The organism is Mycobacterium sp., from assembly GCF_965230835.1.
Lineage (GTDB): Bacteria > Actinomycetota > Actinomycetes > Mycobacteriales > Mycobacteriaceae > Mycobacterium.
Genome location: NZ_CBDDLW010000002.1, coordinates 758,027 through 772,170 on the forward strand (window position 1 = coordinate 758,027; position 14,144 = coordinate 772,170).

At 64.0% G+C, this 14,144-nt stretch carries 10 protein-coding genes; 2 read left to right on the forward strand and 8 right to left on the reverse strand.

The window, feature by feature from the left end:
* Positions 1 to 2: 2 nt before the first annotated feature.
* Positions 3 to 521, reverse strand: coding sequence for a 30S ribosomal protein S16 (rpsP, locus tag ACO07W_RS03970; protein ID WP_421840986.1), 519 nt, complete (start codon positions 519 to 521; stop codon positions 3 to 5).
* 201 nt (positions 522 to 722) lie between these two features.
* A complete protein-coding gene (locus ACO07W_RS03975; protein WP_421845795.1) occupies positions 723 to 1,142 on the reverse strand; it encodes a nuclear transport factor 2 family protein in 420 nt (139 codons plus the stop codon).
* A 118-nt stretch (positions 1,143 to 1,260) separates the two neighbouring features.
* Between ACO07W_RS03975 and ACO07W_RS03980 the strand changes: the two genes are divergently transcribed.
* A complete protein-coding gene (locus ACO07W_RS03980; RefSeq protein WP_421840988.1) occupies positions 1,261 to 2,145 on the forward strand; it encodes a D-alanyl-D-alanine carboxypeptidase family protein in 885 nt (294 codons plus the stop codon).
* A 1-nt stretch (position 2,146) separates the two neighbouring features.
* On the opposite strand, the gene ACO07W_RS03985 is transcribed toward ACO07W_RS03980, so the two are convergent.
* The 5 genes from ACO07W_RS03985 to ffh form a co-directional block, all read right to left on the reverse strand.
* Positions 2,147 to 2,740 (reverse strand): TetR/AcrR family transcriptional regulator, encoded by a 594-nt coding sequence (locus ACO07W_RS03985; RefSeq protein WP_421840990.1) that lies wholly within the window; start codon positions 2,738 to 2,740, stop codon positions 2,147 to 2,149.
* 1 nt (position 2,741) lies between these two features.
* Entirely contained in the window at positions 2,742 to 4,595 is a 1,854-nt protein-coding gene (locus ACO07W_RS03990; RefSeq protein ID WP_421840992.1) for an N-acyl-D-amino-acid deacylase family protein, read from the reverse strand.
* Positions 4,596 to 4,668: 73 nt separating this feature from the next.
* Positions 4,669 to 6,480 carry a serine/threonine-protein kinase gene (locus ACO07W_RS03995; protein WP_421840994.1) on the reverse strand — a complete coding sequence of 604 codons (1,812 nt, stop codon included), beginning with the start codon at positions 6,478 to 6,480 and terminating at the stop codon, positions 4,669 to 4,671.
* A 117-nt stretch (positions 6,481 to 6,597) separates the two neighbouring features.
* Positions 6,598 to 7,686: an amidohydrolase family protein gene (locus tag ACO07W_RS04000; RefSeq protein ID WP_421840996.1), complete on the reverse strand. Its 1,089-nt coding sequence runs from the start codon at positions 7,684 to 7,686 to the stop codon at positions 6,598 to 6,600.
* A 7-nt stretch (positions 7,687 to 7,693) separates the two neighbouring features.
* Complete coding sequence (ffh, locus tag ACO07W_RS04005; protein WP_421840998.1) at positions 7,694 to 9,283, reverse strand: signal recognition particle protein; 1,590 nt, start codon at positions 9,281 to 9,283, stop codon at positions 7,694 to 7,696.
* Positions 9,284 to 9,757: 474 nt separating this feature from the next.
* Here ffh and ACO07W_RS04010 point away from each other — a divergent pair, with 474 nt between their 5' ends.
* Complete coding sequence (locus ACO07W_RS04010; RefSeq protein WP_421845796.1) at positions 9,758 to 11,578, forward strand: DEAD/DEAH box helicase; 1,821 nt, start codon at positions 9,758 to 9,760, stop codon at positions 11,576 to 11,578.
* On the opposite strand, the gene ACO07W_RS04015 is transcribed toward ACO07W_RS04010, so the two are convergent.
* On the reverse strand, positions 11,575 to 14,091 hold the full coding sequence (locus tag ACO07W_RS04015; RefSeq protein ID WP_421841000.1) for a [protein-PII] uridylyltransferase: 2,517 nt from the start codon (positions 14,089 to 14,091) through the stop codon (positions 11,575 to 11,577). The genes ACO07W_RS04010 and ACO07W_RS04015 overlap by 4 nt on opposite strands.
* Positions 14,092 to 14,144 lie beyond the last annotated feature (53 nt).

A 14,144-nucleotide genomic window follows, 5' to 3' on the forward strand; every position in this document is an offset into this window, starting at 1 on the left:
AGTCAGCTTTCGGTGGTCGACTCGGACTGCTCGCCACCGTCGGCCGGCGCGTCCGTCTGCGCAGCCTTAGTTGCGGCCTCGGCCTCAGAGCCGGACGCAGTGTCGGGTTCTGCAGCCTTGGCAGCCTTTTTGGCCGAAGCCTTTTTCTTAGGCCGGGTGGCCTCTGCAGCGGGCGCGCCGTCCGCGGCGGCCAAAGCGGCATTGAACAGCTCAAGCTTGCTGGGCTTGGGCGGGGCGACCTTCAACCGACCTTCGGCACCGGGCAGACCCTTGAACTTCTGCCAGTCGCCCGTGATTTTCAGCAGCTTGAGGACGGGTTCGGTGGGTTGGGCCCCCACTGACAGCCAGTACTGGGCACGCTCGGAGTTGATTTCGATGAGGCTTGGCTCCTGCTTGGGGTGATACCGGCCAATCACCTCGATCGAGCGGCCGTCACGCCGGGTACGAGCGTCAGCAACCGCGATGCGGTACTGGGGATTGCGGATCTTGCCAAGCCGGGTCAACTTGATCTTCACAGCCATAGTTACGCGATTTCTCCTGTATGTGTCACGCTGCAATTCAGCGACCCAGGCAGGATCGCCTGGCTCCGGTTTTGCCTCGCGTGTGTGACCAACCACGCAAGCACCCCGTAGGAGTGGGTCGCGCGGCGGACAGCCGCCCATTGTGCCAGAGGTGAGGCTACGCCAGAAATGCGCCCGAAATCGGCGCAGTCTCCGATTGCGTTACATCGCTTTCTGGAAGCACTTGGTTTCAACGCGGCGGGACATCCGCCATCCATCCGCGGTACGCACAAACTCGTCGTCGTACCACAGCCCGCAGAACAGCACCTGCTCGCTATCTCCGCCAAGCACCATCGGGTTGAAACAGATCACCCGCGACGACGCGGTATCGCCTTCGATGCGTACCGAGAAATTGCCCAGCATGTGCGCATACACAGGGAAGTTCGGCAAGACTTGCGCAAGCCATGCTTTCACTTCGGGATACCTACCATCAATGCCACCGAGCGCCCGGTAGTCGATGTAGGCGTCGGGAGTGAACACCTGGTCAAGGTCGTCGAATCGGCGTAGGTCGATGGCCGTGGAGTAATCCACCAGCAACTGCTGGATCTCCAACCGGTCGGAGATTTCGGCAAGGCTCAACATGTCTCGATTCAACACCTCACCATCCGCAGTTGATCGCTAGGGATAGGCCGCACCGCGGCGGCGTGCGCCGCCGTTGACGTTAGGCGCCGGATGCCGCCGGTCGTTAAACTGTTCGGCCATGCGAAATCTCATGGCCGCCGTCATTGCTGCACTCGCCGTCGGCGCCTGTGGTGCCGCCATCAACGCCGTCCCCGCATCGGCCGACTCAAGTGTTCGACCGATCGGCTCCGCACCCATCCCCGACGGCCCAGCGCAGACCTGGATCGTTGCCGATCTCGACAGTGGTCGGGTGCTCGCCGGTCGCGACCAGAATGTAGCCCATCCACCGGCGAGCACCATAAAAGTCTTGTTGGCACTGGTGGCGCTAGACGAACTCAAGCTAAACGACACCGTCGTCGCCGATGCCGCGGACACCGAGGTCGAGTGCAACTGCGTCGGAGTGAAACCTGGACGCACCTACACCGCGCGTCAACTGCTCGACGGCCTGCTTCTCGTTTCGGGCAACGACGCAGCAAACACACTGGCGCACATGCTCGGCGGCCACGACGTCGCCGTTGCCAAGATGAACGCCAAAGCCGCGGCCTTGGGCGCGACAACCACTCACGCATCGACGCCGTCTGGCCTCGACGGACCAGGCGGCTCCGGGTGGTCGACCGCACACGACCTAGCGGTCATTTTCCGGGCAGCGATGGCCAACCCGATGTTCTCCACGATCACAGCCGAACCATCAGCGATGTTCCCTGGTGACGACGGCGATCACCCGATCACCAACCAAGACGAGCTGCTACAGCGGTACCCGGGCGCTATTGGCGGGAAGACAGGCTATACCAACGCGGCCCGCAAGACATTTATTGGCGCCGCTGCGCGTGGTGGCCGTCGGCTAGTGATCGCAATGATGTACGGACTGATCAAGGAAGGCGGACCGACGTACTGGGATCAGGCTGGGAGTCTGCTCGACTGGGGCTTTGCTCTCGACCCGCACGCCAGTGTCGGAGCGCTGTGACTCACCGGGCTCCCAGCCCGTTCAGCAATTCCGTCAAAACCGGAATCCGCAGCTCTTCGATCTCGGGTTGAGGTAGCACCCCTCGCACCACCGCTGCGCCGTCGAATACGTTCGTCAACAAAGCCACAAGGACGGGGCCGGTTTCCGCTCGGAAGTAATCAACCCCGGGCAGCGCACATGCGGCATCGTAGATCTTCGCCGAGTATTGCTCGAGCACGTTTTGCAAGGTGACTTTCAGCTTCTCGTCGGTGCGCGCCGCGATCATCAGTTCATACAAGACCGCGTTGGTCGGGCCACTGGTGATGTCCCGCAGTATTCCCAGCGCCGCGTCCAGCGCCGGCCAGTGGGAAGGTATATCGGCAACCTGCTTGGCGAACGACTCCAGCTGGCGACGCAGCACCTCGTTCGCTGTGGCCGCCATGAAATCACCCATGCTTTCGAAGTGCCGGAAAAGCGCCCCTGCAGACACTCCCGCACGCTTGGCGATCACCGCAGCTGACGCCCGCGCATACCCGACCTCGATGATGGTCTCGATGCTGGCATCGAGAAGCCTTCCGATGGTTTCTTCGCGGCGCTGCTGCTGAGTCCGGGCCATCTCAGCCACCCGCAGCTACGGCAGTAGTTTGCCCGGCACGAGCAGCCCACTCCCCTGCCCGCTTCAGGTAACGACCCGACCTCACGGTGTGACCGTAGCCGGCACGGAATTGCCCGGCGCGAAAGACAACTGCACCGCCCACGCCCGTGGCAACCACCGTCGCATCATTGCGATTGACCATGCGCCGCAAGCCACCATAGAACGGAACCTCAGTCTCGTGGTAGCCATCCACGGATTCGTCGAGGAAGGCCGGGTCGATCACGACGAAGTCCGCACGGTCGCCCTCACGCAAAGTGCCGGCATCAATGCCAAACCACTCGGCCACTTCGCCGGTCAACCGATGCACCGCGCGTTCCACCGGTAGGAACGGCGTCCCCGCCCGGTAGGCATCCCGCGTGCGCTTGAGCAGTCGCAGTCCGAAGTTGTAGAAAGCCATGTTGCGCAGGTGCGCGCCCGCGTCGGAGAAACCCATGTGGACGCTGGGCTCGGCGGCCAGCTTGTTGAGCTGTTTGGGCCGGTGGTTGGCGACAATGGTGGTCCATCGAACGTTACGTTCACCGTTTTCTACAAGCACATCGAGGAAGGCGTCGAGCGGGTGCAGTGCACGCTCGTCGGCTATCGACCCGAAGCTCTTGCCGATCAACGAGGTGTCCGGGCATTCGACGATCACCGCGTCATGCAAATCCCGATGCCACAACGACGGGCCGAGCCGGACACGGTCGAACTCACGCCGGAACCACCGACGGTAGGACTCGTCGGCCAGTAGCTCGTTGCGCTCTAATTGTTCACGCAGATGGAGGGCAGCCGTTCCGGCGCCGAACTCTTCGAAGACCGGCAGATCGATTCCGTCGGAGTACAACTCAAACGGTACCGGCAGGTGCTGGAACCGGACGCTGGAGCCTAAAACCGCGTTGAGCAAGCGGGTAGCGCGCCCGAAGACATGAACCGCAAGCGGCATCGACTTGGCGTCGGCCGAAACCAGCATGCTCATCCGGACTCCGCGACGAAGGCCGAATATCCGGCTACTGGCCACGAAGAAGAGCAATGCCGATGCCAGCATCGCCACGTTGGGCGCACTCTGCAGGATTCGGCCGCGCCTGCGCAGCACTGAAATCAGCTTGCGCCGTTCACGCCATCTCGCGAAAGTGGAGGGCAGCGCACGTGATCGGAATCGGTCACCGTCGAGTTTGTCGATCGCCGCATCCATCCCGGACATGCCAAGCATCCCGGCTTCTAGCGCGTCGTCGAGCAATTTCGCCATTTTGTCCAGTTCGGCATCGGTGGGCCGAACGGTGTCATCGGTGGCGCGTTCCAGGCCGAGCACCGCCGCCCGCAGATCTGAATGGCCAAGCAGCGAGCTCACATTCGGACCTAATGGCAGAGCATCGATCGCGGCCACATATTGGGCCGCGGTGGACCAGGTCTTGCTGGTGTCTAGTGCGCCGAGGACGTATTCGCGCGGTACCGCCTCGACCCGGCTGAAGAGGTCCGCGGCGTCTTCGGAGTCGGCGTAGACCGTCGACAACGAGCAGTTGCCCAACAGCACCGTAGTGACACCGTGGCGCACCGACTCGCGCAGACCCGGGTCGAGCAGAACTTCGGCGTCGTAATGGGTGTGCACGTCGATGAAGCCGGGCACGACCCACTTCCCCGCGGCATCGATCACCTCAGGACAGCCGGTTTCGTCAAGCAACTCCGTCGACACCACCGACACCACGCCATCCCTGATACCCAACGTACGGATCTGTGGCGCGGTGCCGGTGCCGTCGAACCACAGTCCGTCACGAACAATCACGTCGTAGGTCACCGCTACCTCCGGGGAGTTGGGGTACCCGCAATTTAACTTAGATAGCAATTGCTCGCAATCTATGTTTGGGTATGTGACTGCCAAAAGCACCGGTTCAGCTGGCCACAGGGGCCAGCCCAGATCAGCCCCCCGGCCCCGACGGCGTTGTCGTTGGAGCCGCCGACGTATCGGTTGGTGTCGGAGACGGTGCTCCCGGGGGTGCTCCCGGCGGCACTGCCGTGTTGGTTCCGGAGGGGGGATCGGGCACCGTCACCGGATCTGGAACGGTGACCACCGGAGGCGTATCGCCAACCCAGCTGGCTACCACGGGATTTCGGAAGACGCCCGCCTGTTGCCCACACTCATTGCTTTGGACGGTGACGACCATTTCGCCGACGAGGTCGCCCTGCGGCTGCGGTCGCAGCGATACCGCTTGCCGCGTGGTCTGCGTGCCCTTCGAACCGTTCGGCCCGATGCACGGAAACCGCACAGTTTCCGGCGGCGCCTGCCACCTACCGTCCACGAAGTGCAGCACGAGCGGGCGGGTGCCGCCCGGCGCTTTCACCCTCGTGTGGTCTTTCCCATCGAGCATGACCGCGGCCGCCGAGCAACCAGTCGGCGTGCAGGAAGTCCGAAACGCCCACCAGGTGATCACGTCCGGAGGTTGCGGACTCGGGTGGTCGTTGTACGTCTGCTTCGAACGTTCGAGCTCGATGCGGTAGATGCCCTTCAGTTCAACCGGCGCCGCTGCCGCAGTGCTGGTCACCGCGGAGCTCGGCGCCGGCAAACTGGTCGTAGGAGACGCTTGTGTCACCGGGCTGCTAGTTCCCGTCGAGGTTGTGTAGGTGCTACGTCCGATCACGATGCCCAAGGCGAGCAGGCCTGCAACCAGTAGTACCGCTGCGGCACGGACCACGATCCGACGCGGCCTGCGCCGAAACGGCGCCGACTGCCCAGTCGATGAAGAGAATTCGTTCAGACGCCGCGCCAAGGTCGCGGCCGCCACCTGCAAAATCGTGGCTCTCCGCGGCAATTTCGCAACCTGCGGCTTCGAAGCCGGAACTGGTTGTTCAGATTCGCCGGCCGAATCGCGCCAACCGTAAGCCGGATAGTCGACGACATAGACGTCCTCGCCGGCCGCCCCCGTGCCAACAATGTCGGAATCGAGATCATTGGCCGGAAGACCGGCCAGGTCATGGACTGCGCGGGCCAACTCGCCGCAACTCCCGAACCGCCAGGCGGGTTCGGCGGCCAGCGCTCTGGAGAACACGTCGTCGAGGCGCGCGAGGTCGGGGCGCAGACCGCTCAGCTTAGGCGGCGCAGACTGCTCCATCGGCGCGCCGGTGAGCAAGTGAAACGCAGTAGCCGCTAGCGCGTACTGGTCCGCACGCTGGTCGATGGCCGCGCCCACCAGCTGCTCCGGCGCCGCGTAGCCGACCGTGCCATTCGGGTCGCCGAATCGGCGGGCCAAACCCCAGTCGGTCAACAGAATCTTCGGATCGGCTCCCACTGGCTTTGTCAGCAGAATGTTCGCGGGCTTGACATCGCGATGCAATAGTCCACGCTCATGGGCGTAGTCGAGAGCAGCCGCAGCGGCGGTGAGAATATTTAGCACCTCGCCCACCGGCAAGACCGCCGGAAATCGCTCCCGCATCAGCTGCGCGGCGCTGACCCCCTCGGCGTAGTACATCGCGATCCACAGCTGTCCGTCGCATTCGCCGCGGTCATACACTTCCACAATGTTCGGGTGATACAACTTTGTCGCGATCGCCGTCTCGCGCAGAAATCGCGAATGAAATTCGTCGTCCGCCGACATCGCTGGTCCAAGAATCTTCAACACCTGCCAGCCCGGCCATCCCGGCTGACCGACCAGGTAGGTATCACCCGTCGGTCCCGAACCCAGCAACCGCGCGACGGTGTAACCAGCGAAGGTCGCACCGTTGGCCAACGCCATTCCGCGATAGTAGCCGCGATAGCGCCACCTGGCGCAGCCGCGTGCGCCTGCTGGAGGTCAGCGATCTCCGTGCGGCTCAACCGCAGCGCACCCGCGATCGTTCCCGCGATCGGTCAGCTAGTGTTGCGGTCGAAACATCTTGCCGCGCAGCACGACAAGGTCGGGTTTGCTCAGTACGTCAGGACCCAGCCGCGGATCGTCTCGGTAGCACAACAGGTCAGCCGAGGCCCCATGCTCTAGGCCCGGCCGCCCCAGCCAGCGTCGAGCGTCCCAACATGCGGCGCCCAAAGCATCAGTTGAGCTCATACCGATGGCGTTGAGCGCTTTGACCTCGTCAGCGATTCGCCCATGTGCGACGGTGCTACCGGCATCACTACCGGCATAGACGGGCACACCGGCAGCCCAAGCCGCGGCGACCCGCGAAAAGCCCCGCGCATACAGGTCGCGCATGTGGGCAGCGTAGGTCGGATACCGCACCGCGGCGTCGGCGATTCCCGGGAAGTTCTCAAGGTTGATCAGCGTGGGTACCAATGCGGTGCCGTGCTCGAGCATCAGCGCAATGGTGTCGTCGGTGAGCCCGGTGCCGTGTTCGATGCAATCAATGCCCGCGTTGATCAACCCAGGAAGCGCGTCCTCGCTGAACACATGTGCGGTGACCCGCGCCCCATGGGCGTGCGCAACATCGATCGCTTCCTTGAGCACGTCGTCGGACCAGAGCGGGGCTAGATCGCCTACTTTCCGGTCAATCCAGTCACCGACCAGCTTGATCCAGCCGTCCCCGCGCAGCGCCTGCTGGGCGACGGCGGCCGGCAACTGCGATTCATCGTCAAGCTCAGCCGCAAAGCCCGGGATATAGCGTTTCGGTCTGGCCAGGTGCCTTCCGGCCCGGATGATCCGAGGTAGATCTTCTCGATCGTCGAGACTACGAGTGTCAGTCGGCGAACCGCAGTCGCGTAGTAGCAGCGCCCCGGCGTCGCGTTCGGTTTCAGCCTGCGCGATAGCTTCATCGAGTTCGATAGAGCCGTGCTGACCAAGCCCAACGTGACAATGCGCGTCCACTAGCCCAGGCAGGATCCAGCCCCCGCCAGAAGCACCGAAAACGGTGTCGGCCTCGGCAACCGGCTCGACACTGATCCGGCCGTCGACGATCCAAAGTTCGACGGGCGCCTCGTCAGGCAACCCCAACCCCCGCACGTGCAGACGCACGGTGCCGCTACTTCTTGCCGGGGAACTTCAGCTTGGACAGATCGATGTCCGCCAGCCCGGGCGGCAGTTCGTCGAGACCTTCCGGCATCTGCGACAAGTCAGGAAACCCGGGCGGCAAGCCCGGCATCCCAGCCATGCCCGGCATCGCCCCGCCAGGCCCAAACGGGCTCTTGACCTTGGGCGGCGTTGGGCCGCGTGCCCCCTTTTTGCCCTTCTTGCCGCCCTTGGCCTTAGCGCCCCGACTTTTTCGCGTCGCCGACTTGCGGCCCACGCCAGGTATGCCCATGCCCCCGAGCATCGACGACATCATCTTGCGCGCTTCGAAAAAACGGTCGACGAGCTGGTTGACTTCAGATACCGACACGCCGGAACCGTTGGCGATACGCAGCCGCCGCGAAGCATTGATCATTTTCGGATCGGCACGCTCTTCGGGCGTCATGCCGCGGATGATGGCCTGTACCCGGTCGAGCTGCCGGTCGTCCACCTCAGCCAGCGCATCCTTCATCTGGGCCCCGCCAGGCAACATGCCCAGCAGGTTTCCGATCGGACCCATCTTTCGAACGGCGAGCATCTGTTCAAGGAAATCCTCCAGCGTCAGCTCTCCGGCACCGATTTTGGCGGCCGCGGCTTCAGCCTGCTCGGCGTCGAAGACCTGCTCAGCTTGTTCGATCAGACTCAGCACATCGCCCATGCCCAGAATGCGGCTAGCCATCCGGTCTGGGTGGAAGACATCGAAGTCTTCCAGCTTCTCGCCGGTGGAGGCGAAAAGGATCGGCACACCGGTCACTTCGCGTACGGACAACGCTGCCCCACCACGAGCGTCGCCGTCGAGCTTGGTCAGCACGACCCCGCTGTAGCCGACTCCGTCGCCGAACGCCGCAGCCGTGGTGACGGCGTCCTGGCCGATCATCGCGTCCAGGACGAACAGCACCTCGTCGGGGTTTACCGCCTCCCGAATAGCTGCGGCCTGAGCCATCAGCTCCTCATCAATGCCGAGCCGTCCGGCGGTGTCGATGATGACGACGTCGAAGTGTTTGGCTCGAGCCTCGGCAAGCCCGGCCGCCGCGACAGCAACTGGGTCTCCGGGACCTGATTCCGGCGAAGCACCAGGATGCGGGGCGTACACCTGCACGCCGGCCCGCTCCCCGACAACCTGTAGCTGATTCACCGCCGCCGGACGCTGCAGGTCGCAGGCCACCAACAGCGGCGTGTGCCCCTGGGCTCGCAGCCACGTGGCCAACTTGCCAGCCAATGTCGTCTTACCGGAGCCCTGCAGGCCCGCAAGCATCACAACGGTGGGCGGCACTTTTGCAAACGCCAGCTCACGAGTCTGGCCGCCGAGGATGCCAATCAGTTCATCGTTGACAATCTTGACGACCTGTTGCGCCGGGTTGAGGGCTCCGGAAACCTCGGCGCCTTTGGCGCGCTCCTTGATCCGGTGAACGAACGCCCGAACCACCGGCAGCGAAACGTCGGCTTCCAGCAGCGCCAGCCTGATTTCACGGTTGGTGGCATCTATATCGGCGGCGGTTAGTCGCCCCTTGCCGCGCAGCCCTTGTAGGGCGCCGGTCAACCGGTCGGACAACGATTCAAACACGCTCCCCAGACTAGTGGTGACCGCCAGCACGGCGAAGCCGGGCGCAGCGGGTCACCACCAGACAAACCCCGTGGTGACCGCCAGCACGGCGAAGCCGGGCGCAGCGGGTCACCACCAGACAAACCCCGTGGTGACCGCCAGCACGGCGAAGCCGGGCGCAGCGGGTCACCACCCCAGAAGCCCGCGACACTTTATGGGCTGCGAGGACACGCCCAAACACACCGCAGTGGCTTCAGTGTCGGTGAAGGTGTTACCCACTACCGTCCACGTCCTAAATGTGCGCGGCTGCGGCCGGTAGCCGCGTCAGCGTGGCGCACGCGCGCTGAAAACCGTTGCCGTGCTAGATTTCACAGCCACCACCGCTGCATAAGACCCGTCGAAAAAGCCGAGGCTTTCGTCGGCTGCCGGTTCAGCGCGTCGCCGACGACGCCGGTATCGTGCAGCCGGGCCGCAACGGAGCTATCGCGGCATCACATACGGCCGACATCACGACGACCGGCCAAGCATCAAGTTCCGGGGGGAGCAGCGTTGACGCAGCCGGCCAGCAGCATCTCTGACGTAGCCGAGCCCACCGCGGAAGGCGGCCGACCGCTGCGCGGCTGGCAACGCCGCGCATTGGTCAAGTACTTGGCCGCTGGGCCCCGCGACTTCCTTGCCGTGGCGACTCCCGGATCCGGGAAAACAGCGTTGGCCTTGCGTATAGCAGCCGAACTGCTTAGCCATCGCACCGTCGCACAGATCACGATCGTCGTACCCACCGAACACCTGAAAGTTCAGTGGGCACAGGCCGCGGCACGATATGGACTTTCCCTGGATCCGAAGTTCTCCAACTCCAACCCGCAGACATCGCCCGAGTACCACGGCGTGACGATTACCTACGCCCAGGTGGCGTCGCATCCAACACTGCACCGGGTGCGCACCGAGCAGCGCAAGACGCTCGTGGTTTTCGACGAGATCCACCACGGCGGTGATGCCAAGACCTGGGGCGACGCTATCCGAGAAGCGTTCAGCGACGCCACGCGCCGACTCGCGCTGACAGGCACACCGTTTCGCAGCGACGACAGCCCGATCCCTTTCGTCACCTACGCCCCCGGCGCCGACGGGCTGATCCGGTCGCAAGCCGACCACACCTACGGCTATGCGGAGGCTCTCGCTGACGGCGTGGTTCGGCCGGTTGTGTTCCTGGCCTACTCCGGGCAGGCGCGGTGGCGGGACAGCGCAGGCGAGGAGCACGCGGCGCGGCTCGGTGAACCATTGTCAGCTGAGCAGACCGCACGGGCTTGGCGTACCGCGCTCGACCCTTCCGGTGAGTGGATGCCCGCGGTAATAGTGGCCGCCGATCGGCGGCTACGCCAGCTACGTACGCACGTGCCCGATGCCGGCGGCATGATCATCGCCTCCGACCGCAGTGCCGCTCGCGCCTACGCCAAGCTTCTGACACAGCTGACCTCGGAAACCCCCACGGTCGTCCTCTCCGACGACCCTGGATCCTCGGAGCGGATCACCACATTTGCCGAAAGCACCGGCCGCTGGCTAGTCGCGGTCCGCATGGTGTCCGAAGGCGTGGACGTTCCCCGGCTCGCGGTGGGCATCTACGCCACCAGCGCCTCGACACCGCTGTTCTTTGCTCAGGCCATCGGCCGATTCGTTCGCTCGCGCCGGCCTGGTGAGACCGCAAGCATCTTCCTGCCATCGGTGCCAAACCTGCTCCAGCTGGCCAGTGAGCTCGAGGCGCAGCGCAACCATGTGCTCGGCAAGCCGCACCGCGAGTCATTCGACGATCCACTTGATAAAGATCCGGCCACCAAGACACAGACTGAACAGGGCGACGCCGAGAAAAGCTTCACTTCGCTGGGCGCCGACGCAGAGTTGGATCAGGTCATCTTCGATGGATCCTCCTTCGGCACGGCCACCCCCGCGGGGAGTGACGAAGAGGCCGACTACCTAGGTATCCCAGGCTTGCTCGACGCCGACCAGATGCGCGCTCTGCTGCACCGCCGCCAAGACGAGCAGCTTCAAAAACGGGCGGCCGCCGGAAAGTCCGCTCCGGCGACATCGGTGCCGGCAGCGCCAACACACAACCAGCTTCGCCAGCTGCGCCAAGAACTCAATACGCTGGTGTCGGTAGCGCACCACCGCACCGGCAAACCACACGGCTGGATCCACAACGAACTCCGCCGCCGCTGCGGTGGTCCGCCGATAGCCGCGGCGACCCGCGAGCAACTCAAAGTTCGGATCGACGCGTTGCGGCAACTTACCTCCGAGCTGCCCGCAGCGGGTTCCCAGCGGCCCTAATCGCCGAGTGGCTCGCCGACCATAACGTCGGTCGTGGCGCCCAGAACAGCCAACAGGTGTCGTTCCACCGAGGATCGCAGGCCTGCATCGCACCGTGCGGACGTCTCAGCGGGGTTAGACTCATCCGGGCGTGTCACGCAGAACACATCGGCCGCGGTCGATCCGAATGTGTTGACTTTCGCCCAGACAATGTCTGCTCCTGAGCGCTCCAGCGCCCGCGCGAGCAACGCAAGCAAGCCCATCTTGTCCATGGCCCGGATTTCGAGAATCAGCTGACCGGCAGCTGCGGTGTCGAGCCACAGGATGCGCGGCGGAGCTGTCGAGCGCGTGACAGGAACTCCCACTTGCACGTCGCCTGCGCGAACGGACGCCGAGCTGGCGGCTTCGCTGTCGCGCGTCTCCAGCGTGTCGCGGACATCCACGTCGCCGTTAACCGCTCCGACGAACTCTTGGCGTAACAGCTCCACGGCGGGTGGGGAACCGAAAAGAGGGGACACAACGAATTCGGTGATCGTGACACTCTCGTGGATATTGACCGACGCCGAGTGCACACGCAGCGAGTTCAACGCCAGTACCGCGGCGGCTTTAGACACCACTCCCCGCTCGTTCGGTGCAACCATCACCACGTCGATACGTTCGCTGTCGCGCGGACTGATTTCTACGTGCACCCCGTGATCAGCCGCCAAGGCGAGATAGTGCGGTGCGGTGGGTTGGGCCTGAGGCAATGACTCGCCAGCCATCACCATCCGGCAGCGACGCACCAGATCTTCGACTAGGCAGGCCTTCCAGCCGGTCCACACCCCAGGACCGGTGGCCTGGGAGTCCGCTTCCGACAAAGCGTGCAGCACTTCGAGCAATTGCGGGTCCCCGCCCAAGGCCGCGGACACTGCCTCGATGATATTGGAATCGTTCAAGTCACTTCGGGTGGCTGTGACGGGCAGCAAGAGATGGTGACGAACCAACTTCGACAGCATCTGAGTATCCACTGGTGATAACCCCAGTCTGGTACCGATCGTGATTGCCAGTTCAGCCCCGAGCACACTGTGATCTGCGCCACGACCTTTGCCGATATCGTGCAGCAACGCACCAAGCGCAAGCAAGTCGGGACGCGCCACACGGGTAGCCAATGGGGCGGCGTGAACGGCGGTCTCCACCACATGGCGGTCTACAGTCCACCGATGCGAGACGTCGCGAGGGGGCAAGTCGCGTATGGGCCCCCATTCCGGCAACAGCCGGCTCCAGAGGCCGGTGCGGTCGAGTGCCTCAATCGTGGCAACCGTGGTCGGACCGGCACTGAGCACCACCAACAGGTCATCCAAAACCTCGCGCGGCCAAGGTGTTGGCAACTCTGGTGCGTGATCAGCGAGGCGCTTCAGGGTCGCTGCCCCAATGGGTATTCCGGTGTCGGCGGATGCGGCAGCGACTCGTAGCACCAAGCCGGGATCGTTCGCGGGTTGCGCATCGCGGGCGAGCACGATTTCACCGGCATATTCGACGACCCCGTCGTCGAGCGGTCGCCGCTTCGGCCGACGGACCAAGGCCGAGATCCCGCGCCGCGGCAGGGCGTTGACGGCAGTTCGCAGCCCAGATTCGGCCTGATAGCTGATATGCCGGCCGGCATTTGACAACACGCGCGCCAGGTCGAATCTGTCTCCGATGTGCAAAGCCGCGCTGATCTCGTCCGCGTGCTGGGCCAACAAGAGATCGCGTCCGCGGCCAGACACTCGATGCAGTTCAGTACGCACGTCGAGCAGCGTGAGGTAGGCGTCATCCAGCGAACATGCCTGCATATCCAACGGCTGTACGCTGTGGCGGTCGATGAGCTGAGCGGCAGCCAGCGCGTCGAGCAGATGAACGTCGCGTAGCCCGCCACGACCGGACTTGAGGTCGGGCACGGCGAGGTTTGCGATCCGGCCGAAACGCTGCCAACGGGCGTGTGTCATTTCGACGAGTTCGTCCATGCGGGCGCGGATTCCGTTTCGCCACTGCCGTCGCACTCCGCTAGTCAGCTCCGTCGACAACTCCGCGTTGCCAACGATGTGACGTGCTTCCAACATGCCCAGTGCGACCACCATGTCAGAACTCGCGATGCCCAACGCCTCGGTAACCGTTCGCACGCTGTGGTCGAGACGAATGTTATTGTCCCACAGCGGGTACCATAGCTGATCGGCAACTCGCCCGAGTTCGTCGGCGGGCGCGTCATCGTGCAGTAGCAGCAGGTCGAGGTCCGAATAAGGCAGCAGCTCCCGACGACCAAGTCCCCCCACCCCGATGATCGCGAAATTGCTCGCATCGGTGATCCCGATCTCGGCAGCCTTCGCGATCAACCAGGACTCGTGGAGTTCCAGCCACGCCTGGCGCAGTTCGGCCGGATCACGTTCACGATGCCCGCCTGATAACAGCTGACGTCGCCCGGCAGCCAAATCAGTTACCGGACCTGGACTTCCCGCTTCTGCTACAGATGGGGCCTCCGACGCCGATGGCCCGGACGATTCCGGCCGATGCGGGTTCATACCTGTGCTAGCAACCGGTTTCGCACCCAGCCGGAACGTTCGGCTCGATTCAG

What these genes read in the sequence shown, in the direction of transcription:
- rpsP (WP_421840986.1), bottom strand. Translation starts at nt 521, where the DNA reads ATGGCTGTGAAGATCAAGTTGACCCGGCTTGGCAAGATCCGCAATCCC.
- ACO07W_RS03975 (WP_421845795.1), bottom strand. Translation starts at nt 1,142, where the DNA reads ATGTTGAGCCTTGCCGAAATCTCCGACCGGTTGGAGATCCAGCAGTTG.
- ACO07W_RS03980 (WP_421840988.1), top strand. Translation starts at nt 1,261, where the DNA reads ATGCGAAATCTCATGGCCGCCGTCATTGCTGCACTCGCCGTCGGCGCC.
- ACO07W_RS03985 (WP_421840990.1), bottom strand. Translation starts at nt 2,740, where the DNA reads ATGGCCCGGACTCAGCAGCAGCGCCGCGAAGAAACCATCGGAAGGCTT.
- ACO07W_RS03995 (WP_421840994.1), bottom strand. Translation starts at nt 6,480, where the DNA reads ATGGCGTTGGCCAACGGTGCGACCTTCGCTGGTTACACCGTCGCGCGG.
- ACO07W_RS04015 (WP_421841000.1), bottom strand. Translation starts at nt 14,091, where the DNA reads ATGAACCCGCATCGGCCGGAATCGTCCGGGCCATCGGCGTCGGAGGCC.